The 25,141-nt window shown below is 58.2% G+C and carries 19 protein-coding genes and 2 pseudogenes; 4 read left to right on the plus strand and 17 right to left on the minus strand.

What is annotated here, in order from left to right; genetic code table 11:
• Nucleotides 1–274 precede the first annotated feature (274 nt).
• The gene (locus BQ8794_RS09790; protein WP_077376423.1) at nucleotides 275–619 is read right to left on the minus strand and encodes a hypothetical protein; all 345 of its coding nucleotides are present in this window, start codon (nucleotides 617–619) and stop codon (nucleotides 275–277) included.
• A gap of 1,956 nt (nucleotides 620–2,575) precedes the next feature.
• Between BQ8794_RS09790 and BQ8794_RS09800 the strand changes: the two genes are divergently transcribed.
• The gene (locus BQ8794_RS09800; protein WP_244554901.1) at nucleotides 2,576–4,474 is read left to right on the plus strand and encodes a hypothetical protein; all 1,899 of its coding nucleotides are present in this window, start codon (nucleotides 2,576–2,578) and stop codon (nucleotides 4,472–4,474) included.
• 485 nt (nucleotides 4,475–4,959) lie between these two features.
• On the opposite strand, the gene BQ8794_RS09805 is transcribed toward BQ8794_RS09800, so the two are convergent.
• Nucleotides 4,960–5,790, minus strand: a complete 831-nt coding sequence (locus BQ8794_RS09805) for an effector protein NopP (protein ID WP_167378691.1) — start codon at nucleotides 5,788–5,790, stop codon at nucleotides 4,960–4,962.
• A gap of 240 nt (nucleotides 5,791–6,030) precedes the next feature.
• Here BQ8794_RS09805 and BQ8794_RS37330 point away from each other — a divergent pair.
• Nucleotides 6,031–6,709: pseudogene (locus tag BQ8794_RS37330) on the plus strand (nucleotidyl transferase AbiEii/AbiGii toxin family protein); the annotation flags it as partial.
• A 174-nt stretch (nucleotides 6,710–6,883) separates the two neighbouring features.
• Here the strand turns inward: BQ8794_RS37330 and BQ8794_RS34235 are convergent.
• From BQ8794_RS34235 to BQ8794_RS09875, 12 genes and pseudogenes are all read right to left on the minus strand, one after another.
• Nucleotides 6,884–7,585, minus strand: a pseudogene (locus tag BQ8794_RS34235) (IS630 family transposase); the annotation flags it as partial.
• Between the two features lie 94 nt (nucleotides 7,586–7,679).
• A complete protein-coding gene (locus tag BQ8794_RS09825; protein WP_077376239.1) occupies nucleotides 7,680–8,717 on the minus strand; it encodes an EscU/YscU/HrcU family type III secretion system export apparatus switch protein in 1,038 nt (345 codons plus the stop codon).
• Nucleotides 8,714–9,532: a type III secretion system export apparatus subunit SctT gene (gene sctT, locus BQ8794_RS09830; RefSeq protein WP_077376242.1), complete on the minus strand. Its 819-nt coding sequence runs from the start codon at nucleotides 9,530–9,532 to the stop codon at nucleotides 8,714–8,716. The genes BQ8794_RS09825 and sctT overlap by 4 nt, the downstream gene beginning before the upstream one ends.
• A gap of 8 nt (nucleotides 9,533–9,540) precedes the next feature.
• Nucleotides 9,541–9,789 (minus strand): EscS/YscS/HrcS family type III secretion system export apparatus protein, encoded by a 249-nt coding sequence (locus BQ8794_RS09835; protein WP_077376427.1) that lies wholly within the window; start codon nucleotides 9,787–9,789, stop codon nucleotides 9,541–9,543.
• Between the two features lie 29 nt (nucleotides 9,790–9,818).
• Nucleotides 9,819–10,484: a type III secretion system export apparatus subunit SctR gene (gene sctR, locus BQ8794_RS09840; protein ID WP_077376245.1), complete on the minus strand. Its 666-nt coding sequence runs from the start codon at nucleotides 10,482–10,484 to the stop codon at nucleotides 9,819–9,821.
• On the minus strand, nucleotides 10,477–11,541 hold the full coding sequence (sctQ, locus tag BQ8794_RS09845) for a type III secretion system cytoplasmic ring protein SctQ (RefSeq protein WP_077376248.1): 1,065 nt from the start codon (nucleotides 11,539–11,541) through the stop codon (nucleotides 10,477–10,479). Before sctQ ends, sctR begins: the two co-directional genes overlap by 8 nt.
• A 7-nt stretch (nucleotides 11,542–11,548) precedes the next feature.
• On the minus strand, nucleotides 11,549–12,103 hold the full coding sequence (locus tag BQ8794_RS09850) for a hypothetical protein (RefSeq protein WP_077376251.1): 555 nt from the start codon (nucleotides 12,101–12,103) through the stop codon (nucleotides 11,549–11,551).
• Nucleotides 12,079–13,437 carry a type III secretion system ATPase SctN gene (gene sctN, locus BQ8794_RS09855; protein ID WP_077376254.1) on the minus strand — a complete coding sequence of 453 codons (1,359 nt, stop codon included), beginning with the start codon at nucleotides 13,435–13,437 and terminating at the stop codon, nucleotides 12,079–12,081. Before sctN ends, BQ8794_RS09850 begins: the two co-directional genes overlap by 25 nt.
• Nucleotides 13,434–14,057, minus strand: a complete 624-nt coding sequence (gene sctL, locus BQ8794_RS09860) for a type III secretion system stator protein SctL (RefSeq protein ID WP_008874780.1) — start codon at nucleotides 14,055–14,057, stop codon at nucleotides 13,434–13,436. Before sctL ends, sctN begins: the two co-directional genes overlap by 4 nt.
• The gene (locus BQ8794_RS09865) at nucleotides 14,054–14,692 is read right to left on the minus strand and encodes a nodulation protein NolU (RefSeq protein WP_077376257.1); all 639 of its coding nucleotides are present in this window, start codon (nucleotides 14,690–14,692) and stop codon (nucleotides 14,054–14,056) included. The genes sctL and BQ8794_RS09865 overlap by 4 nt, the downstream gene beginning before the upstream one ends.
• A gap of 1 nt (nucleotide 14,693) precedes the next feature.
• Nucleotides 14,694–15,533, minus strand: a complete 840-nt coding sequence (gene sctJ, locus BQ8794_RS09870; RefSeq protein ID WP_280174573.1) for a type III secretion system inner membrane ring lipoprotein SctJ — start codon at nucleotides 15,531–15,533, stop codon at nucleotides 14,694–14,696.
• A gap of 33 nt (nucleotides 15,534–15,566) precedes the next feature.
• The gene (locus BQ8794_RS09875; RefSeq protein WP_077376260.1) at nucleotides 15,567–16,070 is read right to left on the minus strand and encodes a nodulation protein NolB; all 504 of its coding nucleotides are present in this window, start codon (nucleotides 16,068–16,070) and stop codon (nucleotides 15,567–15,569) included.
• Between the two features lie 185 nt (nucleotides 16,071–16,255).
• On the opposite strand from BQ8794_RS09875, the gene BQ8794_RS09880 reads away from it, so the two are divergent.
• Nucleotides 16,256–16,957, plus strand: coding sequence for a nodulation protein NolW (locus BQ8794_RS09880; protein ID WP_077376263.1), 702 nt, complete (start codon nucleotides 16,256–16,258; stop codon nucleotides 16,955–16,957).
• 279 nt (nucleotides 16,958–17,236) lie between these two features.
• Complete coding sequence (locus BQ8794_RS09885; protein ID WP_077376266.1) at nucleotides 17,237–19,174, plus strand: HrpF/NolX family T3SS translocon protein; 1,938 nt, start codon at nucleotides 17,237–17,239, stop codon at nucleotides 19,172–19,174.
• Between the two features lie 1,348 nt (nucleotides 19,175–20,522).
• Here the strand turns inward: BQ8794_RS09885 and BQ8794_RS09890 are convergent.
• Genes BQ8794_RS09890 through BQ8794_RS09900 form a run of 3 tightly spaced genes read right to left on the minus strand, consistent with a single transcriptional unit; the run spans nucleotide 20,523 to nucleotide 23,259 of the window.
• Nucleotides 20,523–21,089 (minus strand): CpaD family pilus assembly lipoprotein, encoded by a 567-nt coding sequence (locus tag BQ8794_RS09890; RefSeq protein ID WP_077376269.1) that lies wholly within the window; start codon nucleotides 21,087–21,089, stop codon nucleotides 20,523–20,525.
• Between the two features lie 8 nt (nucleotides 21,090–21,097).
• Nucleotides 21,098–22,543, minus strand: a complete 1,446-nt coding sequence (locus BQ8794_RS09895; protein WP_077376430.1) for a type II and III secretion system protein family protein — start codon at nucleotides 22,541–22,543, stop codon at nucleotides 21,098–21,100.
• A gap of 44 nt (nucleotides 22,544–22,587) precedes the next feature.
• Nucleotides 22,588–23,259, minus strand: a complete 672-nt coding sequence (locus BQ8794_RS09900) for a winged helix-turn-helix domain-containing protein (protein ID WP_008874770.1) — start codon at nucleotides 23,257–23,259, stop codon at nucleotides 22,588–22,590.
• Nucleotides 23,260–25,141: the final 1,882 nt, after the last annotated feature.

A 25,141-nucleotide genomic window follows, 5' to 3' on the forward strand; every position in this document is an offset into this window, starting at 1 on the left:
GCTCGTCGGCCGCCTTCTTGATTGTGTTGAGGTTGGTCGTAACGGTGCGCAGCTGTATACTCCTAGCCGTAGCCTCCAAGCTAACCGCCGTTAGCTCGGCGATTTGCGCCTGGAAAGCCGCATTCCCAGCGGTTTTGGTAGCTACGTCTGCAGCCATCGAAGTGCCAGTACCAGCCGCACTGGTAGCCGTACCTGCTTTACTCATATTGTTTTCCTTTCTGTTGAAACTGTGCCGTTACCACGGCACCCACCTCCTGACGCGGACCATCCAGCGTCAGGCATCCTCTTCAGTGTCTGCTAGCGCTTCGTCGGCATCAGCCATGGCATCGTTCAAAATAGTTAGCGCAACGGAGTGGAGAACTGTTTCGAAGGCGTCAGCTAGAGCTTGCGCTTCATCCCCAGAGATGGTCTGACCGTCCACCGGATCTTTCCCGCCAACCGGCTTGCTATCGTCGTCTTTCCCGCCAACCGGCTTGTTCGGGTCATCATTCCCGCCAACCGGCTTGTTGTGACCAGTTTGGCCAGTGGACGGGTCCTGTGGTTGGCTGTTCGGATCTCCACGCCCCCTACTGGCCAAGGAAACGATGTTGCCAACTCCACTCCCAATTCCCGCGATCATCAAGTACTCCTGCATCCGTTTCAATCGACGGCGACGCCCAAAAGATAATCTCATCAAGCTACGAGCAGGAGCTTTCGAGAACCTGACGAGTCTGGACAAAAAAGCGGCTACCGGAGAATAATGATCGAGCAGGGTTCGGGCTCCTGCAAAGCGGTAAAGGTAGGCACTGCGCTCTGCAGCAGGAATAGGGCCTGACAGGAGCCTGACAGCCGCCGACATTCTTCCGACAAATTTCCAAGGCTTCCTTGCTATGATATCATTGTATGGAGCCGCAACGCAGATATTCCCAGCTTTCTCGCGGTGGCGGGCTGAGGCCGCGATAGGCGAACTCCGAGCCCTTGCTTGGCCGGAGCGTCTTCAGATACCGACCTGCGCCAGAGCAAGCGGCAGTGTCGACAGCACAACTGCACTTCCGGACGATATCTCACCTCAGCATCGGCAGATGCTGCTGAGGGCAGCGATGATCTGATCGCAGCATAACCCCCTCGGTGATTTTCATTAGTAGCTGGACGCGGGGGCGCATCACCGCACCCAGGTCACACCACCAACTTCGGGCTTTTCCGGCCCATGACGAACGGGAACGACGTTTCGCCTCCATTTGACAGCACGGCGCTCCTCCTTCTCGTCACACCGAGGAGCTCAGGCTCGCCGCCGAATCCAGCGAGATCCAAGGGCGTTGCTCCACGGCGGATTGTGCGTGAATTCAGCCGATCAGAGCTGGAGAGCCGCAGAGGCAGCCCGTGTCAGCACGGGCGATCTCTGTCGATTCCAAAGCTCTGCATCCACATACGTCGCTGTCACCTCGACGCTGTCTCAGGCTGGAACCGAGCCTGTGCTACAGCGTTTTGTCCCCTCATGTAACCCTAGATAAAGTGACAGCGTCTCCGCAACCCCGACGACCTGACACGGCGCTTTTGCAGGCCGGTGTAGGCCCAGCGTGTTGTCGTCAATGGTTAAACGCTTGCGGTCGGATGTCGGCGTCCAGAAGAAACCCTCCGTCAGCTAATCGTCAGCCAAGCGGTTTATTTAGACTTGCCGTGCCTAACCGACCTGAAGCCAACGGAAAGATAGCAGTGCAAATCCTGGCATAGCAATTGGTACCCGTCCGGTCCGCGCTAGACACGCATTGCGAAGCTGACGAGGCAAATCAGTTCGAGCCGGCAGCACAAAAGCAATCAGGAAGTCAAGGTTGGGGCGCGCTGCCGATGAGTTTTGCCGAAGCGGTTCAAGGCGGCAGCCGATCTTCGGCGTAAGTGGACGAAGAGCAGTGCCGGGAAACGGGAGCGTGCCAACTGACCTCCATGGGTTGCGATCGCGTGCGAGGCTGGCCGATCTTGGGCGGCTAGTGAAGGTGCACTTTGGCCGTCGTGGGTCCCGGCTGACCGGGACGGCTGACGAAAAGATGCCGTTGTTTCCGAGACGCCATGCCACGTGCCATCTGGCGATTGCGCTCATCAATGCCTTGTTAGACGAGGGCCTAGCGACATCGGCCCCTAACACCATAGACAACACATTCTCGCCTAATAGCGGAGACGGAATATGACGGGCATTGGCCGATCTGGAAGACCGCGGACTGAAAAGGGAGCCAGCAGTGCGGGGGAGGCGAGCAGTTCGCGCTCGCAATCAAGTCTTGCCCCTGGGCAGGGCGGCCAAGCGTTCCATGCCGTCGTGGAGCAGATGCGCTCCGTGAATATAGATAGAAGGACGCCCTCCGTTCGCGGTGCCGATGATGCCCTGCGCGACAGGCCGTCTGGTCCAGTCGTTGGCGTGGGCCGAACCCTGGAACCTGCGCGGCATGCAGCTGGCGCGGCACGTCCAGCCAATCCGCGGCGGCGCAGTGTTCACTCAATGTCGGAGGGTGCGGCCGCCCTGCCACCGGTCGCCAGCCAGCCGCCAACTTCGGATGTGACAGTCCCCTTTTCCTTGTCAGACGAAGAAATGAAGGAAAAGCGACGAATGGACATTCTGCTGGCGGTAGCGGACGCTCGCTATAAGGCGGCCAGGCAAGAACCGGGCGTGCAAGGGCCGGTCGATCAGGTCATCGCTGCAGGCTCAGCAGCTCTGGACCACTACAGGAGCCTAGCCCCGGCTGTGGCGCGGACAATTCAGGACGGCAAGGTGATTGAGTGCCGCTACCTCGTGTGGGATTCGGTGCAAGAATATAGCCGCCTTGCGGTACCGGATATCCGCAAATTGCGAGAAAAAATCAAGGGATTAGCGATCGGGCTGACTCAATTCACGGCTACCCCGGAGAGTGTGGTGGAGGCGCATGCGGCCTGCGTGGATTGGTGGAAAAAGAAGGTAGCGCACAGCGAACAGGGGCGAGCCGCCTGGCGCGCCACTGCCAGCTTGCCAAGTGCAACAGCCAAGATGCGGCAGGAAGAAGAGGCCACGCTGCGGCTGGCAACCGGCTCGGTAGTGCATAGCAAGCTCGTGTATCTGCAATCTCGGATCGATCTCGCGCGGGCGAAGATCGAGCCGCAGGCGAGCACGTTCGACGCACCCGTCAGGGAAATCCTCATGGTTGAGAATGGGCGAGTGCGTCTGCTGGAAGCCTTCAGCGGCGACGTTTTACCGGCATTCCTTTCGACACAGAACGCTGTTCTGAGCAGCGGTGGGCACCCACTCGACGCAGATCACTGCGCCGTTTTGGAAGGAGTCATCGAGCGGCTTTCGGAGTTTGCGTCCGAGTTGCAAGTCATCCGGACCGCCCTAAACGATCACCAAACAAGTGCCGACCTCCCATTGGAACTGTTGAGCCAGATCGTGGAAGGCGCGTGGATCGTCGGGCACGAGGTCATGCACTTGCTGGAACTGCAGCCGAAGCCGCCAGCCGTTGCACTGCCGCCCGACGCTGGCGCTGTGATACCAGCCGAAACTGCCGGCAAGGCTGCAATGACCGAAGGCACCGCAGCGCGCAAGAAAGGGAAAGGCAACCACAAGCCGGCCGCCGGCGCTGGGAGTTCGGCGGCCGGGCGGCCCGAGCCGCAAGTTGTTGCGGCCGTCAGCGACTCGGCGCAAGCAGCCAAGGTTCTCGTGCGCTCGGATCTGGGCACGAAGAAGCTCGTGAGCGCGAGCGAGGCGCATGCGACTGCGTCGGCGACGGGCGAAAACTTGGCAATCTGGCGGGACCCGCCGTCCATGAAGGTCCTGACGCCACGACTCGAGCGGTTGGACGAACTTTTGCAGTTCGACCTGCCTGGTCAGCAAAGAACCGTCTCGCAAGCGCGCCAGATGAAGCCCGAGGACGCCGAACACGCGGTCGCCACCGTGATCAAGCGCCTGCAAACGCAGGCCACCGAGATGCAGGCCTGCCTTGCCGCGTTGGAGGAGCCTCGTCAGCGCGTCCTACTCACGCCTGAGCAAATTCGAGAAGCGCACGACAAAATAGGCCAGCTCAAGTTGATGTTATCCGGGGCGCAGGGACTGGCAAAGGCTTTGGACAGCGGAAAGGCCGCTAGTTCCATCGATTGCATGAAGACCTACCCCTTTCCCTCGCAGAACTACCTTGAACACTTGCGGGCAGCCGAGGAGTTGGAGCCTGCGGATCGACCACGCGCGTTGAAGGGGGAGCCAGGCTCGCTGTTCGAGATCAGGCTGCAGCCCAAGGTGCTGCGTAATCGTGCAATGCCGAGTCCGATGTGGGTGCACATCCATACGAACCGGCCGGTACATGCCACGCAGTTGGCAATGCTGGATGACGCAGCCTTCGCCGCTTGCCACGTCAAGTCCAATGAACAGCGCGGGCATAATCGGCAGTGGCAAGACGCCCGCGCTGCGATCGGCCACGAGAACGTCGTAATCCACCGGGGCAAACTCACCCCCGCGTTCTGCAAATCCTTGTTGACCACTTAGCGGCCATGCACGTCCATATATCTAAGGATAGACGTGACAGCTGCCTCCGCGTCGTCCGGCTCTCTCCGAAATCAATCCGGAAGATCGTCCGGCAACGAGCGCGGAGCAGGCTTAACCGATCTGGTTCGCCCGCTTCAGCAGATCCAAACTCGCCAATGGTATGTTGTCCGGGGAAGACGGATTGGGGAGGCTGACACCAGCCCGGTTCTGAACGCGAAGAGGCGGTGTCCCGCCCCGAATACGATTCGCTCGCCTGCTGAAGCCGCTATGCGCATTCATGCCGCGTTCATCCTCCGGGCGAGCTGGCTGGATTGCTGCCGCTCCCCTGGCGCGGCGGCAGGGTGTTGGAACCAGGCATCCGCACCGGAGGGTTTTTTACGGGACGAATCGAACCGACCGCTGACAATCCGCAAGAGTACTCGGATTCAATCGTCCTAAGAGACCGAGCGCGCGGCGACGTTTGCAAGGCCCGCGGCGCCGGCTGATCACATGAAGTCATCCTCGTATGAGTATCTGGATGAACTTGGTGAGCTCTCGACATGACTGCTCTCGCTATCCCCAGTTTTGCAAAGATAGCGCGGCGGTTTGTCTGCACGCTGCCATTCACCGGCACTGTTCTTCGTCCACTTTTCGGGATGCTGGGTAGGGTCAAGGACCATCCCGCCATCCTCCACCTCAACAAACCCCATACTCGCTGCGCGGGCTTGTGCTTCTGGATTATCCGCACGCCAATTGAGCAAAGGCCGTTCGCCGTCTATCCGAAGTTGATGCTCCAGCAGAATATCGCCTGCATTCTCGACGAGTGGATGAGCGACCTGAAGATCCACTACGGAGGTGATCTCAGTTCGGCCAGGAAATTGTTTCCGCCATTTTTCGGATTCGAACTCAGTCATGCTGAACCCGCCTTCCGTTCTCATTAGTCCGGCACTCTGGTTTCCCAATTGGTAACTGAAATACCGCGCTTCCTCCGTATCGCAACGGCGGCCGTATTTCTTAGCAACCTCCGCAGTGCGTCTTGCCCGTGCGGATACGAATTCCGAATACTCTTGCGGATTGTTGGCGATGTGTTTGATGTTCTTGCCATGAAACTTGATCACCTCGTCTGTGAAAGAAAACTTGTCGATCTCTACCACCGGAGGTCTGGAATGAAGGGAATACGCTTGCGTAGCCGCCGCCGATGAGCCGCCACTGGAATCCGATCCAGCTAAGTCCATGCGGGCAAACATATCTGCGCACTGTTGGGTTTGTGCATCCATTTGCCCGTTGGCACCACGCGTGTAGTGCCTATCCGACGAGCCACCAATTCGACCATACATAATATCGTACTCCTGTGTTTAGCATTAAGTTGAGGCTGGTTGGCCACAGCCCTAGGTAGTCGGTTTATTTGACGACTAGCTGACGACGCGTTCTCCCCGATGCGGACGAAAATCCGAACTGCCGTTAGCGTTTGTTGAAATCAGGCTCCGATCTAGCGCAAGTGCATTAATTGTTGTCACCGTCGACGACGGTGGTTTCGGTTCCTGATGTGGCTCCGCCAAGAAGCGCCGATCTCGCATTGGTCGAGCGAGGTACGAAAGCGCCGTCCTGACTGGGTGGCCGGAACGGCGCAGCCGACTATTGCCGAGGCTCTGGCAAGAGAGGAACTAGCGGCGGCGGTTCGCATCGAAGGCGAGATGCTGTTCATCGACTATGAGGCGACGACCACGGTTCGGGCTATGTCGCGCCCAGCGTCATGCGCGAATTAGGCCCGCGCTCGACCGGCGAGCCTGCGAGCATGCGCGATGTCGTCTGCGACGCCTGCGGCCCCGAGGAGGTCGTCTTTCCAACGGCCCGACCTCGGTGATGCACGCTGAGCAAACGTTCTGGGAGAAGCTATGTCGATGCACGTCTTCTCCTTGCAGAGCGCCTACGTGGCGAGCGCGTCGCCCGTCACTCGCATGGCTTGGTGCGATTGGAACCAGGTCTTACGGAAACCGCGTTCGCCAATCGGGACCTGGCGGATGCCGTCGCGCGCACAAGGCAATGTTCTTCGCTGAGAAGGCGGCCGATTGTGAACCGATCGATTATGTGGCTGCAGTCAATTGAAGCTTACGCCTCGTGCCGGCCGGCGAAGCGCTGAAAGCGCTTGGTGGCGACTGCGCGCATGGTCGACGATGGCCTGCTCTTCGACGGCGTCGAATGTTTTTTGAGGAGTTGATGGCGCGGTGCACCGACAACGCCGAGCGAGCCAATCGCAGCGATCAACCATTAGGAGTGTGCGCATTTCTCAGAGATCGATGTCGAGATGGGCGAGAGCATCCTCATCGAAGGTGAGAAAAGGTCGGCAAGAGCAACTTCATCCGCGCGTTGCAATCGGTCCGCAACCGACCCTGGACTGTCGGAGCGTGACGGCCAGCTCGGGCTCGAGGCCGACTTGTGGCAGCCGAGATTGTCCATGACGACGATGTCGCCGGGCTCCAGCACGGGTACGAGCTGCTGCTCGACATAGGCGCGGAAGCACTCGCCGTTGATCGGTCCGTCGAAGACGAAAGGGGCCGCCAGCCGGTCGCAGCGCAGCGCGCCGAGGAAGGTCAGCGTGCGCCAGTGGTCGTGCGAGCGAAGCCGCGCAGGCGCTTGCCCTTGGCACCCCAGCCGCGCAGGGGGGCCATGTTGGTCTTGATCCAGGTCTCGTCGATGAAGACCAGCCGCTCCGGATCGAGGCCGGCCTGAAAGGAACGCCAGCGCTGCCGCCGGCGGGCAATGTCGGATCGGGCCTGCTCAAGGGCGAATAGGGTTTTTTTGAACCGCAGGCCCTCGCGCCTCAGGAACTGCCACACCGTGTCATGCGACACCTTCACCCCGCGCGCCGCCAGTTCCGCCACAGCCCATGCAGCGACAGATGCGGCGTCTGGTTGAGCCGCTCCACCATGAACGCGCGATGCAGTTCCAGAACACGCTTGCGACGGCCACCCATCTTGCCGGGTGCCACAGATCCGCTCGAATGGTAGCGCTGCGCCCACTTCACCGCCGATCAAACGGCAATGCCGAACCGGGCCGCCACCGACCGGCAGCTGTCGCCGGCCTCGATCGCCCTTACACACGCTCACGAATCATTCGAAGAGGTCGCGTCATCGGATGCTGGCCTTCACTCCAGCCAGCATCTTGAATCACAAAGTCACCGCATGGGAATTCGCATCGATTCAGTCAAAACTGAACGGCTCTAGATCTAGGCCAATCCTGCGGCGAAGAGTGCTCTCGCCACGGGCTCGAAATATTGCATGGGAACGGGGCTGCCCAGTTGCGTTTTGCTGATGAGCTGATGCGCTAGGACATGGTCGTCGACAATTTCAAGACGTAGCGCCCGCGCCTCGCTAAGCAGGTGTGAAGCCCGCTCGCCTTCGGCGCGGCAAACCAGGACGGGCACCCCGGTTTCACCGCGTACGTAACGCAGACCGATCAGTATCGCCGTTCCTTTGAAGATCAGCGTGGCGTGATGCACACCAAGGGGAGGTTCGTCAGCTGACTCGTCGCGAATGCGACGTCGTTCACTCTTCAACTCTGGCGCCCCTTGCTGATCCTTCAGCTCGCGCGTGACTTCAGTCTTGGTCATCCGCATTTCGCGCAGAAACAACGCACGCTGCAACAGGAGATCGATCAGGCCGGCGACCAGAAGTGCGCCGACGCCAATTCCGATCAGCAGTTTTGCCCCTGTAACGACAAGGCCCACACAGCCCATGCCGCAGACCGGCAAATAGACCATCGTCTTCCACATGCCGAGAAGGCAAAAGGAAAAGGTTGCGCCGAGAACGAATACCTTAAACAGCGTCTTGCCGAGTTCGACCATCGAACGCGCAGACGCCAAGCGCTTCAGCCCTTGAAAAGGATCAATTTTCTCGAAGTTGGGCGTCATTGGCTCAAGAGAGAAAACAAATCCACCATTGGCTAATAAGCTAGCCAAAAGCACCGCCGCGACAAGCGTTCCAAGCAGCGGGCCAACAGTTGCCAAGGTGAGTTCGCCAAGCACAGCCAGCGCCTGCCGGACCGCGAAGTCGAATGGCAGGTTCTGCAGCTTGTCGACAGATAGTAGCGCTTCGCGGCATTTGTCTTCGATCGCGCTGCCTCTTAGCCATAGGTACCCGAGACCAGCGCAAGTGCCGACCGCGCGAACGAAATCGGAGCTACGTGGCAGCTGCCCTTTTTTGCGTGCATCGTCTAGCTTCTTGGGGGTGGCGGCGTGTGTCTTCTCTTCACTCGAGTCGCTCATTTTAGCAATCTATCGAACCACTCGAGCGCGCCATTCGCTTGTGTGATCTCCAGTTTCATACCCTCGACCAGATAGCCAGCGTAGGTGACCATGATAATCGGAAAGACAAGATTCTTGATCGTCGGGGACAGTTGGGTCAGTTTGAATTGCGGCGCAAAGCGACGCAGTAGCATCATGGATACATCAATCAGCGTCATAAAGAACACGACGGGCCCAGACACCAATAAAGCCGTGCGCATAATGTGGTCGAGGAGCCCTAATACCTCCATTGCTCCTTGCGTGCTCAATGTAGGGTGGAGCCTATACACGGGCCAGATCAAATAGCTGCCATAAAGGGCGCTGACCACAGTTTCCAGCCCCCCTGATGCGACGAAGATGGCAATCGCAGTGATCCCGAGAAAGACTCCCATGGCGGAAGCCTGACTGTTCGTCGCGGCGTCGGTCGGGGCGGACGGGTTGGTGACGCCGCGTTGGTTGTCGATAAACTCACCGGCCGCCTGAAGTCCCCATAAGGGAATGCCAAGGAAGGTGCCAAGTAGTGCGCCGACAAAAACTTCCTTCAATCCGAGCAAAGTTACCTGGATCAGACGTGTTTCAGGATCCAGCGCCTGCAACCCCTCGCTGACGTGTGCCAGGCATGGTAATCCGAAGGCAACAGCCAGGCAGCCGCGGATCAGCCCATCGGTCTGAGAACGTGTAAATACAGGTAGGATCATCATAATGCCTATCGCGCGCGCTGCGGCAAGACCGGCTGCTATAACGAGTTCGATAGCCGTATGGATCAGGATTTGAATCTCGGCCGGTGACGCATACATGGCGGAGACTAGTAGCTAAGTGTCATGGCGGGAAACTCGGTAAAGATCTGGTTGGCTAGCTCTATCAGCGGTGCGCTCAGCACAGGCGCAAACAAGCCAATAACCGCGACAACAACCAGAAGCTTCACGGTGAGTGGCAAACTTTCATCCTGGATCTGCGTTGCCGCCTGGATGATGCCAATGACCAAGCCAACGATCACCGATGCAATGAGCGGGGGCAGAATCCAGATCATGAACACCACCAACGATTGGGTCATAAGAGTGACAATACTGGATTCAGCGATGATCAACCTCCCGGTATCGTGTAACTCAACACAAGTCCGTGCATCAATTTCGACCAGCCATCAATAGCGACGAACACGAATAGTTTGAAAGGAACAGATATAAGCGTTGGGGATACCATAGACATACCCATCGCCATCAAAATTGTCGTGACAATAAGATCGATAGCGATAAAAGGAAGATAAAGAAGAAATCCGATCTCAAACGCGCGCTTTAGCTCTGAAATTAGAAAAGATGGGACCAGAATGGACAAATCATCAGCTGTGGCTTTGGCACGCATTTCCTCTGGCCAGACTTTTTCGGTCGACGAGACGAAAAACTGTCGCTGCTCTTCATTTGTGAACTTCTTAAGATGATCACGCAGGGGCTCGGTCCCGGATTTGGCGGCGCTTACCCAGTCGTCGAACGTCTGATAATGTAGCTTCGGATCGGTCATCCGATCATAGGTCTGTTCAACAACGGGCGCGCTAACGAACATGGTGAGGATCAATGCCACGGCGTACAGCACTATGTTAGGTGGTATCGTCTGAGTCCCGAGCGCATTGCGGACGAGGAAAAGAACAACCGATACCTTTACAAAGGCCGTGGTCGTGACGACTACTAAAACCAGCAGACCCAGTCCGGCGGTAACTGCGAGAAGCGCCAGGATTGGCGGCTGGAGCTCAGTCATTGCATCCCAACCCGCCACGGAGCCTGATGCCCAGCGTATCTCCAATGCGCACGATGTCGCCACGCCCGATACACTGACCATTGGCAAGTATATCGACCGGACCCTCGATCGGCCGTCCAAGTTCGAAAATATGCCCTTCGCCGGCACTTCTTAATTCCCCTAGAGGAATAGGCCAGCGACCGCATTCAAAGACAAGCATGATCTCGATATCATCGAGATCATCCGTCGGCCCTAGTTGCGATCCAAGTTGTGTCATATGCGCATTCTCCAAAGGATAGGAACGCGGGCGGAAAGGCCCGTGCAGGACTAGCTGGTCGCCCTCAAGATCAGCACCGGCCCACAACTGGCCAAAAGATAGGGCGATCTCGCCGCGGCCGAACGGCGCCAAGTCCGGCAACAGAGCATCACCGGCACATGCTTTTCGAAGAATCGCCGCAGGAACGCGCAGCGTGCCGATCTCTCCTGCAACCACGATCGGGAGGTCTGAAAGTAATCCGCGCGGCTGTCGCGGTAACTGGCCAAACAGTTCGCCCAGAGCGCGAAACGCAGACGGCACCAAGCCATCAAGAGGCGAGAACAGGAACAGACGACCCTTGCCACTGACCGGGCCTAAGTCGATATCCAGTTCGAGATAAGGAGCCAGTGTCGCGGCTTCAAACACGCGCACGAGCTGCACGTTCAGCTGTGTCCTATACTCCAGTCGAGCAATAAGTGGCTCAAGTGCAAGTTCAACAATGAGTGAAGCCGTTGGCTCGGAAGGGAGAGTCAGCCCATTCTGCACTGTTGCGATGAGCCCCTCTACAAGCGACCGCGATATCGACAGCACGACCGCATCAGCTCCGACCCTACAAATGCAGTCGAGCATTGGAATGGCGGCAAAATTCTCTTGCCAGACAAGCCCTGCCATACGCACCGACAGCGGCACGTCGTTGATCCGGGTCTGAAACGGCCTGCGGGAAGCCGCAGTGTCATTGAGCCACGAGGCGACCTCGTGGGACAGTGTCAGCGCTGGCTCCAATAGAGGGGGTCTCACCAAAGCGGCTGCCAAAAACTGCACCGTTCTATCATTCGGAGGACCTGCGGGTTATCGAATCCGTTTTCGCGACCTGGGAAAGCGGACCCCTCCCAAATCGAACCAATATCTCATCGTCGGCCTCGATCTCGCCTGCGGCCTCCGAATGGATCTCAACGGCGCGCCGGACGTCGTCCTCTATTTGGCGCCATTTGTGCGTTGCCGCCGAACATGCGACCCATAGGTCCCTCGTCACGGACGCCGCTAACTCGGCCTTTTCTTCGGCGGCGCGCGCATTAACAAGCATCTGCCGCCTGCGAGTGATCTCAGCCGCAAGGCACTCAATATGGAGGTGGTGCCGGTCGAGGGTGGCGCTAGACAAGTCATCGAGCGTCATCAGCTCCTGATAGAGCGCTGCTTCGGCCGTTGAGCAATGTTGTTGTGCCATTGCAAGCTCTCGGGAGGCATTCTGTGCTGCTAAGGTGGCCATATGGCGCTGGGCTTCCTTTTTGGACAGCTCACTAAGGGCACGACGCTCTTGCATTTCCTTCAGGAGCCGTAACCTCGAAGACTGAATGTGATTCACGCGGTCAGACGCGACATCCATGCTACCGTTTCCTCAAACCCTGACGCTTCGTCTTCGCTCTGGCGCAAAAACTCCCTCAGTTCGTCGATTGACGCGACAGCCCGGTCCGTCAGGGGATCGCCGCCTTCCTTGTATTCGCCGACGTTGATCAAGAACTCGGCCTCGGCATACCGCGAGAGGAGTTCACGAAAGAAGGATGCTGAGTTGCGATGTGTCGCCGAAACGACCGCATCCATTACGCGGCTGCGACTCTGCAGTACATCGATAGCAGGGAAATGCGATCGCGCCGCAATAGCGCGCGAGAGGACGACATGGCCATCGAGAATGCTGCGCGTTTCTTCGGCGATTGGATCACCTGTGCCATCGCCTTCTACAAGCACGGTATAGAAAGCGGTGATTGAGCCACGCTCACTCATGCCAGCGCGCTCTAGCAGGCCTGGCAGCATGCCAAAAACAGAAGGAGGAAAGCCCCGTCGCGTCGGCGGCTCACCCGCAGCAAGGCCTATCTCACGCATGGCGCGGCAGAAGCGTGTCAGCGAATCCAGCATGAGAGCAACGCGTAGCCCTTGTTCGCGAAAATATTCCGCGAGCGCTGTCGCCATCGGAGCACATTGTGCCCGCTCAACAGCCGAGCGGTCGGATGTTTCAACAACAACGACCGCACGGCGAAGGCCCTCCTCCCCGAGATGCCTCTCGATGAATTCACGAACTTCACGTCCTCGTTCGCCTATCAGCGCGACTATGACAACGTCAGCGGCGGCACCTTTTACGATCTGTGACAATAACGTCGACTTGCCACAACCTGGCTCGCCGTAAATACCGATTCGCTGGCCCTCGCCGCACGTCAGGAGACCATCCAGGGCACGGACCCCGAGCGGCAAGGGCCGCTCAATCATGCGCCTTGTCATTGGATTCGGAGCTCTGCCGTGCAACGGCCGAGTCTCGGCGGTTTTGATTTGGCCTTTGCCATCCAGTGGACGGCAACGACTGTCAATCACGCGGCCAAGTAAATCGTTGCCGACGGGTACTTCACGCATTCGTCCAGTGGCGACGACTTCCGCGCGGCTGGAGAGGCCGACCAGGTCGCCGATCGGCGTCAGCAGTACGCCATCATCCAACAGGCCGATCACCTCGGCTTCGAGCGACAGTCCGGTCCGCGGGTCCTGTAGGAGGCAAAGTTCTCCAATACGAGTGTCTGGCAAGACGGCATGGACCAGTGTGCCAACAGCCCGCGTGATCCTGCCGCGCACGACGCGCGTGTCGATCCGCTTTACCGTAGCTCTCAAAGACGAGATCGCCGGATCGGCAGGGCAGATCGCAGCGTCGTGATTATGTTCTGATACCTGCGTGCTCACAGTTCGCCTTTTTCAGAGAGCGTCCCGAAGCCGAGACGCAACGCGCGCATCTGCGCATCAAGGCCCAGATCGACATTGCCGTACTCGCTCCACAGCACGCACCGTTGCGGCGACAACGTAGGATCCGGTTTGATCCGAACCCTTGGACGACCATCCTGTCCGTCGCATGCGGCAAACTCTCGCGTAAGCATGTCCACTTGCGTCGGACACACATGGAGGCAAACTTCTGCGCCGCTGTATTGGCGCTCAATGGCGTGACGAACAGCCATGACCAGCAGTTCGCCCGGATCGAATGCTCCCACAAGATCGCTTAGTATTTCCATCACGAGCTGCGGTAATTGCTGCTCTAGAACCGCCTTTCGTCGTGCGACTTCGGCGACCGCCTGCGAAATCAGCGCTGCCATTTCCTCGGCGCCAGCATCCAAGCCCTCGGCATGGCCGCGCGCCAACTCACGCTGATACGCCGCGCGTGCCCAACTGCGTACGCGCTGCTGATGCCGTTCTGCGGCGGCACACGCTTCTGCGGCATTATCCCAGATTTCGAGCTCGCTCGCCGGTATCAGCGGCCCCAATGGGCGCATCTGCGGCGCTGCCGGCGCGACGGAAATATCCGCTGTCATATCAGCGGGTTCTCCGCCTCAAAATGGCCTACTACAAGCGAAAACAACTGGCCTGCGGCGTCCCTGTGCTTAGGCTCTGGATTGTCGGCGGCGGTCCCTACGGGCAAGCGTAGAAGCACGCGGTTGCGCTCCATCACTGGACTGTGATGGAGCCAGGCACCAAGGCAGGCGTGTCCATCGTGTTCGATTTGGTGCGCGAGTTTTTCCGGATCAGCGATCAATCTGTCCGCAATGGCATGCGCCAGATGTCGGATTCCAAACGCATGGGCATCAGCGCCGATACGTTCAATAAGCACTGTGAGGTCAGGCTGAGAGACAAGCTTAAGCAGCGAACGGGCATGCCATACACTACCTGCAAGGAGGGCAGCCCGATGCGGATCATTACCGCGCAGAAGGTCCGGCCCCCAGTCAACGTCATTCGACTCCGAATCATTGTCGAGCAACAATTCCGTTAGTCTTCGCTGCAGTCTGGGACACTTCTGCAACTGAGCCATCGTAGCAGCCGATAACGCCGGATCAAGACGCGCGCCAAGACGAGTCGGATGGACCGAAGCAGCAAGTTCGCTCCGGTCCAAGGCATGCAATTGGAACGAGCCGTCGAGTTGGGCGGTTTTTACCGGCACTGGCATCGACATGTCATTTAGGCGCTATCGCCGGGGTCTTTTTGCGAATGGCCTCGAGGGCGGAAATACCCGACCGCCGCTCGACCTTGGAAAGTTCGCCCGACGATTGCCTGTGCCGGCGGCTAAGGGCGCCGGCTAAGACGTAGCACGCCACTGCGAATACAGCTGCGGCAATACCGATCACGGTCGCCAGAAGGGGCGCTGGAGCGAGCCTGGATGGCTGGGCCAAAACAGTCGCCGGCACGGACCGTTGCTCAGGCGCGGAACGCTCCACCGGCACCAAAACCACTTCGACCTTATCGTAGGACAATCCTTCTATGCTGTCGGCCACGAGCATCTTTATCTTCGGCAGCAAAACAGAGAGTTCAGCTTTGGCGTCGTGTCTGATAAAAACCGAGGCCGAGGACGGCGTGGCGCCTGCTCGCAAAAGGTCATTATGCGGCAGAACCACATGGACACGTACAGACAAAACCCCATCGATATCGCTGATCGTACGAGACAACTCTTCGCTGAGCGCATAGACGTAACGGGCACGTTCCTCGGTCGGCGAGGCAATCAGGCCTGATCCTTGGAAAATCTCGCCGAGGTTCTTGAAGGACTGGCGCGGCAATCCCTTGCCATTCAGGAGGTTGATTGAGTAGGCGAGCAGCTTTTCGTCAACCTGGATTGTGCTGGTCCCATCCTTGCCGGCGACCCGGACCGCAGCAACCCCGTTGTCCATCAGAAGGGCGAGCATTTCATTCGCCTCGCGCTCCTGCAGTTGCGTGTAGAGATCGACCTTGCAACCGCTGAGGGCCACGAGAAGTGGCAGTACGACAAGGCGAAGTGATCTCCGGCAAGACGTGCTACGCATGATTTTCTCGGCTAAGCCAATCATACGCGCGGTTCAGCCTTCCTTTAGAAGTTTATTCACGGATGAGGTGATGCCGCTGACACCTTTGGAAAGAAGACCAACCTGGGTGACGCCATTGTACATATCCCGCAGACCAGCAATCATCGTTTCGAAATCATGCCCTCCCTGCGGAACGCCGGACATTCCGGTTCTCGCATCACCTTCGGCAGGAAGCTTCTGCGGTCCATGTAGAGCGCCCTTCAAAAGGCCTACCTGCTGGTCGAGCGCAGCCGAATTAACAGCACGGTCTGGGTAGATCGCAGAAATCATCTGCACCACGCGGTCGCCCAGGGGACTCATCTGCGTAGCCGCGCGTTGAACACCCATCGCTGGAGCAACTGGCACCGTGGGTGATGCCAAGGCGGCATCGTTTTTCAGCGAGTCGGCCGCGTGCGCCAACGCGCGCTCAAACTGGGCCTGCTCGCTGAACGAGGGTGACCCGGTCTTGGGGAGACAGTCCGCTAAACTGGTAGTGATCGACGTGATAGGCATCATCATGCAAAGACTCGATAGCTTCCTCTTGACCGAGCGAACCCGGCCCCTTCATCATTCGTTATCGGGTCAACGTCTAGGCGGCCGAGCTGACGACAAGCTGACTAACCGAGGTTTGTTAGTCATCGAAAAGTCATGCTGGGCGACTTAGTCACTTGTGCAGATTTCAGACTCTGGTTTATCAGTGCGAAATGTTGAGAGCGCTCTTCCGATCCATCGCCCCACACGTTTTGAGACTTCTGTGTGCCGGTTTTTTTCTCTACGCCGGAACCAACGGAACTCTCGGCGTTCCCTTATCCCTCTCCAAGACGCCGTACAGATATACGGTTCTCGATCAGGATCTCTCTGCCGCGCTGCAGCAATTCGGCAACAACCTTAATATCCGAGTCAACATTAGCGCCGAGGTGAAGGGGCGGATCCGCGGGAGTATGCCGGATTTGCCACCGCGCGAGTTCCTCGACCGTTTGGCCAATTTGTACGGTCTCCAATGGTATTATGATGGGCTTGTTCTCTACGTGTCAGCCGCAAAAGAATCACAAACCCGCATGCTTGTGTTGACTTCGATCCGCTTCGATACGTTTAAGGGTGCCCTAGACAAGCTTGAGATCACCGATGACCGCTACGTGGTGAGACCCGCGCCGGGAGATGGCCTCGTTTTGGTTTCCGGTCCACCGCGCTTCACCGCGCTCGTGGAGCAGACTTTCAACGGTCTTGTCGCGGAGGCACAGGCGCAGCCGCGCGTCCATGAAACGCCGCCAAGCGAATCGGTCCTGACATTGTTTCGGGGTTCCTCCACCATGGTCGTCCGCAACGGATTACCTGAAGCCGCTTATTCGTCCGACGTGCCGCAGCAGGATGGCGTTGGCGGTAAGCCAGAGCCACGCCAAAAATGATATTTGCGGTCGCAGCTTCGGGACAAAACAACACCGCGGCCACCCCAAATTGTGAATTCCTCTGAACTCGTCAGTTTGCCGAAAGCTAAACCGCTCATGGTGGCAACCGCCAGCTTCAGCGATATCTCCGGTCATTGTGCTGGGATTGCACATAGAGCTGGCGCAGAACGAGGCAATTTGAACAACAGCAGGGGTATTGGTCCCGCCGAGCTCTGACTGTCAAAGCTCGTTTGGCGTCGCCCTTGTGGGGGATTGCAATTTCATGTCTGAGGAGTCACAATGTCCATCAATGATACAAGCAACGTTTTCAATAGTCAGAATATCCTACAGTACAGTAGTCTGAATCTGATATCTGCGTTGGAAAAGACGCAGCAAAACGCATCGTCCTTCGATGCGATGCTGTCCCTTCACCTGCACCAAGACGGCACCAGTCCCTTCCCACTCCGGGACCAGCTGCCACGAGATCTCGAATCGTCGATGAAGGAATTGTGCCGGAACACATCGGAGTCGCTGTTGCCCGATGTCGGATCCTCGTTGGAAGAATTGCGCAAGAACCCATTGGATCTGCTGCCGCCAAGCATGAGGGCAGCCATCGAATCAATGGATCAAGGCCCGCAGCCTGCGGTCGCCCCCCCTCCCGTTGCGCACGAATCAGTGGATCAAGGCCCGCAGTCTGCGGTCGCCCCCCCTCCCATTGCGGAAGCGCCCATAAAAAGCGAGAGAATCACGTGGAACGGCGGCTCACTGTCCCAAGCCGAGTTGCAGATCGTGGCAGTGCTGAACCGTCACAAGGACCTATGCCCGCTTAGTTGGCAATCGTTGACGGATAAAGCCAATGATCCCTCTACGCCACCGGATCTGAAAGCGGCGATTGAGGGATTGCAGCAGGATCCAGAGCTTTTTTATGCGATCGGCTCGCAGGGCGATGGCCGCTGTGGCGGTAAGATCACGGCCAAGGATTTGTCCGAGTTCTCAAGCCATCACTCACAAGTTGCCGCATATCAGGGCCAGCAGGCGCAAAGCTACGCGCAGAACTACATCCCATCCGACAGTACTGGAAATGCGCAGCCGTCGGTTATGACCTTGAACGATGCGACGCGCGAGCTTTACCGGTACTCCGAAAACCTGCCCAAGAACCTGAGTCTGGCTGATTTCAAGCAGATCGTCGACGGCGACGCGAAAACTGGCAAATGTCCGCCACAGGTCATTGCGGCGGCTCAGTACTTCGTCAGTCACCCGAATGAATGGAAGCAGTTGTACGGTGGCTCGATAGACAAAGTCCATAAAGAGGATTTTCTCCAAGTCGCTTCATCTTCGATGAGCCTCACGCAAACCGAGCTGAATACCCTTAAGACGATCAACAGCAACCAGCAAAAATTCTTTGGGAACGGTGACCTGACTCGCGACAAGCTCGCAAGCATGGCGCAAGACAAGAGCCTAGATCCGAAACTAAAGGAGGCGGCCTCGCAGCTGCTATCGGATCCTCTGCTCTTCAGTCTTCTAAACAATTCGATTACGGGCTATAAGACCCACAATTCCTTCTTCGATTTCGGCGGCGGACACACGGTCGATTCCGGTAACATCAGCAACAAAGATTTTGGCCACTTCTACAGCAGCATGTCGTCTGCGAACCGAACCGTTCAGCAGCCAAAGACCCATGCGCCCGAAACTGCTGCGGAACAGGACGCCGTCTCGGACATGATGACGGGCCGGGCGGACCAGCCTGATACCAAATCGGCCAAAAAGAACGGCGGGGCTTTCATCCACACAGTCGGCGACGTGCTCAAGGTGTACTCGACAGCGGCTGATTGGGCTGCGACGGCGGTGGGTCTGTTGAGCTTCATTCCGGTCGTGGGCCAAGTGGCCGATGCCGTGTCGATGACGCTCGCGTTCGAGGCGCAAGCGGCAAATCTTGTCCGCACAGCGATTACCGGAGGCAATATGAAGCAGGCGCTGATAGACGCTGGCATCAATATCGGAGCGCAGGCGCTCAGCCTTATCGCAGGCCCCGAGGTCAAGCTTGCAATACGCAACGGGCTGGTGAAGAAGGCGCTCGAAGAGGCCGCCACGGCCGGGATCGATCTGCCGATTTCCATGGCGCAAAGCTATGCAGAAGACTATTTGTCCAACCTGCAAGCACGCCTTCCGGCCGACCCTATGCAAGCGGCCGGCCTCCCCAGCCCGATGGGCTTGCCAATATTCCAGAACGTGGCCTGACGACAAATGTGCGACTTCCTTCGCCACGCTTCACTGGCCTATCAATCACCTTGTGGGGAACCTTTGCCTTTCCGCAAGGCGATTTGGCAGGCGTGCCTTAAGGGTCGTGGTTAGGTCGCAGCAGGCCCGGGCTTAGTCCACTCATCCTTCGGCCTTGAGTTCGTTTTCACACTTAGCCTGAGAGAAGAAGGTGAGATCGGCTAGAAAAGAACCCGGAAAAGAGCGGTCATGCTGACCAGTTGGCGCAGTGCCCGTCCGCAACTGCTTCTCCGATGGCCGTGGGGGCCACCGGCCCGCAACATGGGCCGGTGGAGCGCGGCGACACAGCCGCGCCAGCTTTGGTGTGCCGAGCATGATCGACAGCTTGGAGGTGTAAGTCCATTACCCAGCCTGATGGCGGCGAAGGGTTAGCGAAGCGCAAGGGCGTCGCCGCGAGGCGGGGTCTGAAGGAAGCGTGGAGCAAACCCGCGACCCGATGGACAAGAACCGGATATGAGGCCTACCCGGCCGGACGAGCGGGCCAATGACCGCGAAGTCCATGGTCACCAAGGACCGGGGTGGTAAATTCGGCGGGTGTGCGGGGAAGGCGGTCGATCTTACCTCGGGAGATCTGCGCCGTGTCCGGAATTCCGGACTAGGCCCGCCGTGAGGCGCGCTGATCGCGGCGCAGAAGTCAGCAGAGGGCATAGTAGCAGCCGGGTTTGCCTGCGGCGAAGGCCTGAACGGTGGAAGTGGAAAGTAGTACCGCGCGTCTCGATACGGCCATGCGGCAGAAACCGGTTCTCCGGCCTGCCCGCCAGACCTGACGGCGAAGCCCGACGGAACGGCAAACGCAGGGACCGAAGCCAGCTCGGCGACGCACGTCGTGAAATCCCGGCGCTCGATACCTCACAGGAGGCTTTGGTCGCTCAATTCATCGAACCGCCGAATACGGACCCGTATGTAGGTGGTGTGGGAGGGGAGGAGCCGCGAGGCTCCCCCTATCCCGATTTGACACGACCGGCCAAGATCATGCCCGCTTGGCCACTTGAGCCACGCCGCCGTCGCGTACGCGCGCCTTTAACCCGCAAATGAAGAACGCCGCTCAGCGCTCTTTGGCTCTAAAGAGGGTGGTTGGAGCGGGATGCCTCTCGAGCGATCACAAATCAGCATGGCAGTCACCCCGCCTCCAGGTAACGTCATGAGCGCAGCGCCACCGGGCGCCCTGGAGAGGTGAGGGGCACCCTATCTCGTTCAGGTCACGATCGTGTATTGTGACGGCCGCGCTCACCACCAGATCAAAGCAACGGCAATCTTACAGACTGGAGCCGGCGCCGTACTCTACTGAGCTAAGACCATACGACCCATGTCATTGACCTTTGCCCGCCCCGAACGTCCTGTATGTGGCAACTGGTATGGCCGCACGCTCGCCATCGCTCGGTTTGACAGCCTTGTTGTCGATCAAATCGCGCGGATCGTTGACCATTGCAGCTAAGTTACGTCGTGTCGAACAGCCAAGCGGCTCTTCGAAGGATTTGTCACTGAGTAAAGGACCGGAATACGACGGACAGGCAGGTGGGCGGGCATGATACACAATTGCTTCTACTTGGACTGCGCCGCCATCGTGTTGGTCGAGCAAATGGATGTTGTCAGTGTCGATACCCATCTGCCTGGCCTGATGCACCACCTCTGCGCTGAGCCGGGACGAGCCCCAGATAAGGAGGTGAAGAGCATCGCGGCGGCCGCTACTGGTCCTGTCAAGGAAAACACGCAAACGCTGCCGTTCGGAAGCGCGAAGGCTCTTTAATATCAGGACGGTGGTCTCCGGCCGGATCAGGATTGGCGCAGGGGGCTCGACATAGATCGGCGCAGTGCTTGTGCAGCCACTTGCGCTGGCCGTCAGGGCGACTAGGAGAACTTTGATCCGCAAAGTCATTCGATCACCTATTCGATTATGAAGCCGCGACCGCGCTTGGCCCCTGGCGCGCCGGTGCGGGCAGCAGCGCGGCCTCGCGGCGGATTTGCCGGAGAATCGTCCAAAGCCGGCGCCATCCGGTCCGTGGGTGCGCTCATCTGGTTGGGGCTGGAGCCTGGTTTTACGATGTAAGGCGTAACCAGAATAATCAGTTCTGATTCTTCCTTTTGAAACGAGGAGGAACGAAACAGAGCGCCAAGGATCGGCATTTCGCCGAGCCAGGGAAACGCACTGACGTTATTGTTCACGTTGCGCCTGATCAGACCGCCAATTGCAAAGCTCTGCCCACTGGCGAGTTCGACGACTGTGTCGGCTCGGCGCGTGGAAACTGCCGGCACGGAAATACCATTGATTTGAACGGCACCTTGGGACGACAGTTCACTGACTTCCGGCTTTACGTGAATGTTGATTCGGTTGTTGTTGAGAACGGTCGGCACGAATTCCAGGCTGACGCCGAAGTGACGGAATTCAACCGACACTTGCTTGTTTTCCTGCAGGACAGGAATTGGAAATTCGCCGCCGGCCAGAAAACTGGCAGTTTCACCGGACATCGCGGTGAGATTCGGCTCAGCCAAAACGGAAGCTATGTGCTCCTTGGCGAGCGCGTCGAGAACCGCACCGATGTTGACGACACCGTTGTCGAATCCGATTCCTGCTGTACCGCCACCCAGCGCTGCACCGGAGCCAGCGCCGCTGCCGCTTAACACGCCCACTCTGAAATTGTCGATTTGACCAAAGGCGGACAGGTTAACGCCGAGTGCCTTCATGGCGCTACGGGAGACCTCCGCTACCCGCACACTAAGATTAACTTGTAAGGACCCGGCGACCTTGATGTTATTGACGACTTGCGCACCGTCACCGAGATACTGCTCAGTGACCCTTTTCGCGGTGTCCGCGACCTCCGCATTGGGAGCTGTACCGCTAAGGATTGCGCCGCGTGGCGTATAGCTTACGTGGATTGAAGAGTCGCCGACCTGGTCACTCAACATGGCGCGCAATTCCTCGATCGGCTGCGTGACGACAATACGCAACGCGACGAGAGCCTCGCCCTTTTCGTCCAAGGCGAACAGGCTGGTCCGCCCGGATTTCTTCCCAAAGACGAAGATGGTTGTGTTCGAGGCTGCCTGATAATCCGCGATCGTCGGGTCAGCAACAAAGATGGTCGTGGCTGGCGCGGGCAAATGAACTGTCTTGCCGAGCGAAGAGGAAAGGTTCAGCGTGCCATCGAGGCTATTGGAAGCGGCAGGCGGCGTGCCTTTATCCTCGATGTTTTGCGCCGGCGCAGAAACTGGATATGACAGAATGACCGCGTAGAGGAGGCGGCTCAAGTAAGGAGAGACAGTAGTAGGTCTCGGGCTGACGATGAGTGGGGGCCGCCGATCGGTGTGAGGATGATCAGTTGGAATGATTTTCAAGGTGATCTTTTCTTTCAAATTCGGCCAACTATACGGCTGTCGCGCTAGTCACATTCGAGAATGTAACCAATGCCGCGCACGGTTTTTATCCGTGGTGTTGCGCCTGACCTGCTTAGGTATCCACGTAAGCGATAGATTCCGACTTCAAGAGCGTTGGCAGATACTTCATCGTTGAATGAATATAGGTGATCTTCCAACTGCGAACGCGGCACGATGCGGCCAGCACGGTTGAGCAGATGCTCTAGAATACACAGTTCACGGCGTGCGACCGTCAGCGGATGACCAGCAACGGAAACCTGTCGGCCGATTGGATCGAAGTGGAGATTGCCAAATACAATGATGGGGTCGGTCATCTGCACCGACCGCCGCAGAACGGCTCTCATTCTGGCAATGAGCTCATTGGTACACACGGGCTTGAGCAGAAAATCGTCCGCGCCACCGTTGAAAATCGCAATTCGCTTCTCAAGATCGTCGACGTCACTCAGAACGAGAGCAGGAACTGAATGTCCCTCACTCCTTAGCTGCTTCAGCCAATCCAAGCCATTGCCATCCGGCAGAGCCAGCTCCAGCAGGAGAACTTCATAGCTGGCGCAAGAAAATGCACTCGATGCCTGTTCCAGTGTGCGAACGATATCAACAGCGAAACCGCTATCCCCGAGAGCAACTCCCACGGCTCGCGTAAGATCCGCATGGTGGTCAACGAATAGCGTTCGCATTTCATCTCCTATCAATGGTAGGACAGGTCACCGAGACTATTGAGACGGCGACAGCAGAAATCGCGCAACTCATCGCAGGGTTCGTAATCCTCTTTGGGACGGCTAATCGGCAGGGTCATGCGAATTGCACGCCTGCAGTAGGCGGTAGGCGGGGTAGAACCTGTGAAGACGTGTTGATGGGCTGATACTTCGTTTGGCAGCCAAAGATGCCACCCACTCTGACTTCAATTCGTCTGCGCATCGATCCTGCCTATGTGCGGCCCCCTGCATTCGCCAGGCCAGCGTCGCCCTCCAAAGCCCACGATTCCATGGCTCGCAGGGGTTAGCTTTCGACAAGCGACTTGAACAAATCGATTGTTCGGATCATAAGCATCCACATCCTGGATGGGCCCGCATATTCACCCCCAGGTCGCACTGTGAGGCTGATGCTTTGGTACCGCAGCTTGGAGCTTGCGTTCGGTCATCAGAGCTCGAGCGCGGCGGATTGGACACTGATCTGGCTGCCGCAATCTGAGCGCGGCGGGAACCGTCACCGAGACGTCTCGCGGCTGTCGGTCGGCGCTGCCGGTCTGCAGCGTTTGAGGCCTAGCACCATCGGTTGACGCAAGGGCGACATGCGATGAGGGGTCGGCTGGGCTTCCGCGAAGTAGGGCGACTGCGCAGCACACAGCGCACGGCCCTCTTCCAGGCCGTTGACCGTCTTCCCGATGTGCAGCCGAAGGCCCGCGTCCGCTACCCTGGAAGTCGAACGGCGATAATCTCATCCAGTCTTAATCTAGGGACCTGAGGCTTAGGGTTGATGCCGACATCAGCCCTCAGCAGGTTTTGCAGCGGCTGCCGATCGGCAAGGGGTTGTCGAGTGGCAGCGGCTCATTGTCCGGCCGCTGCCCGTCCAGAATCGTCCAGCCAGCGCTCCCCAGTGCTGCTCAAAGCCGTCTTGCCCTGCCCGTCCGCTTGCTCTTGCGATACGGGGTGCTGTACCTGCTGCCAGGCTATTACAATGAATGTTAAGTTTGTGCCGGTTCACGCTAGCCTCACGTTCACAGATCAGATGAGCGACCTACTCAGGCAAGCTTTCGAGAGGCTGACGAGGTCCGCCGTCCCGGAAAGCGTAGGCCTGGTTTTCTGCTCAGCGGTTGGCGGCCTCGATGGGTGCAGGCCGCGCCGGGTACCCAGCCGGTCCATCTGAAGAGTCGATGCTCAAACGGACTAGGACAAGATTTCCGTAGCGGGGCTGCCCCATCACTCTGTTTAGAATACCTTTTTTAGAGCACGCGGTACGTACTGCATTCTTGCCCCGGTAACGTTCCTAAAGATGGTTCTGTCCGTGCTAGGCGCAGATGCTCAGCAACCACTATGCTGTGGCGCAATATCGATGTGCCTGCTTCATAACTGAGCTTGACTTGGCTACAGCTGACCATGACATCACCGGAATCCCGGAGCTCGCACGCTGTGGCGCGTCAGGTGATCTGCACTTTGTCAGCCTCCCTTCTCCGCAGTCCTTCCGGATGATGCGCCGGGCGCGCAGAGCAGATGGATGCTGGCCGGCACTGACGCCAGCGAGCGGCCGCGCTCGGCGATTCGATCGATCCCCAGGTCAATCGGCGCGCGGTTAGCGTGCCAGCAAAACAGGCGGACGACCCCTCCCTGGTTTCAGCCTAAAATCAGGTCCGCCTGACCCATCGAGTGCAATCGTTGACCGCTTCTACTTGTAGCCATCCCTGCGACACCTGGGCGATTGGCAACGCCGCCACAGCATGCGCTATTCCAATCACGTTTGCGAGCGGGCGTCGGATTGGTGATATTCTGACACGTTGTTCGCCGCACTTTACCCGAGCCCATGCCCCAATGTGCCGAGACATAACCGTCGTTGTCTCAGACG

It is taken from the genome of Mesorhizobium prunaredense (assembly GCF_900156895.1).
Taxonomy (GTDB): Bacteria; Pseudomonadota; Alphaproteobacteria; order Rhizobiales; family Rhizobiaceae; genus Mesorhizobium; species Mesorhizobium prunaredense.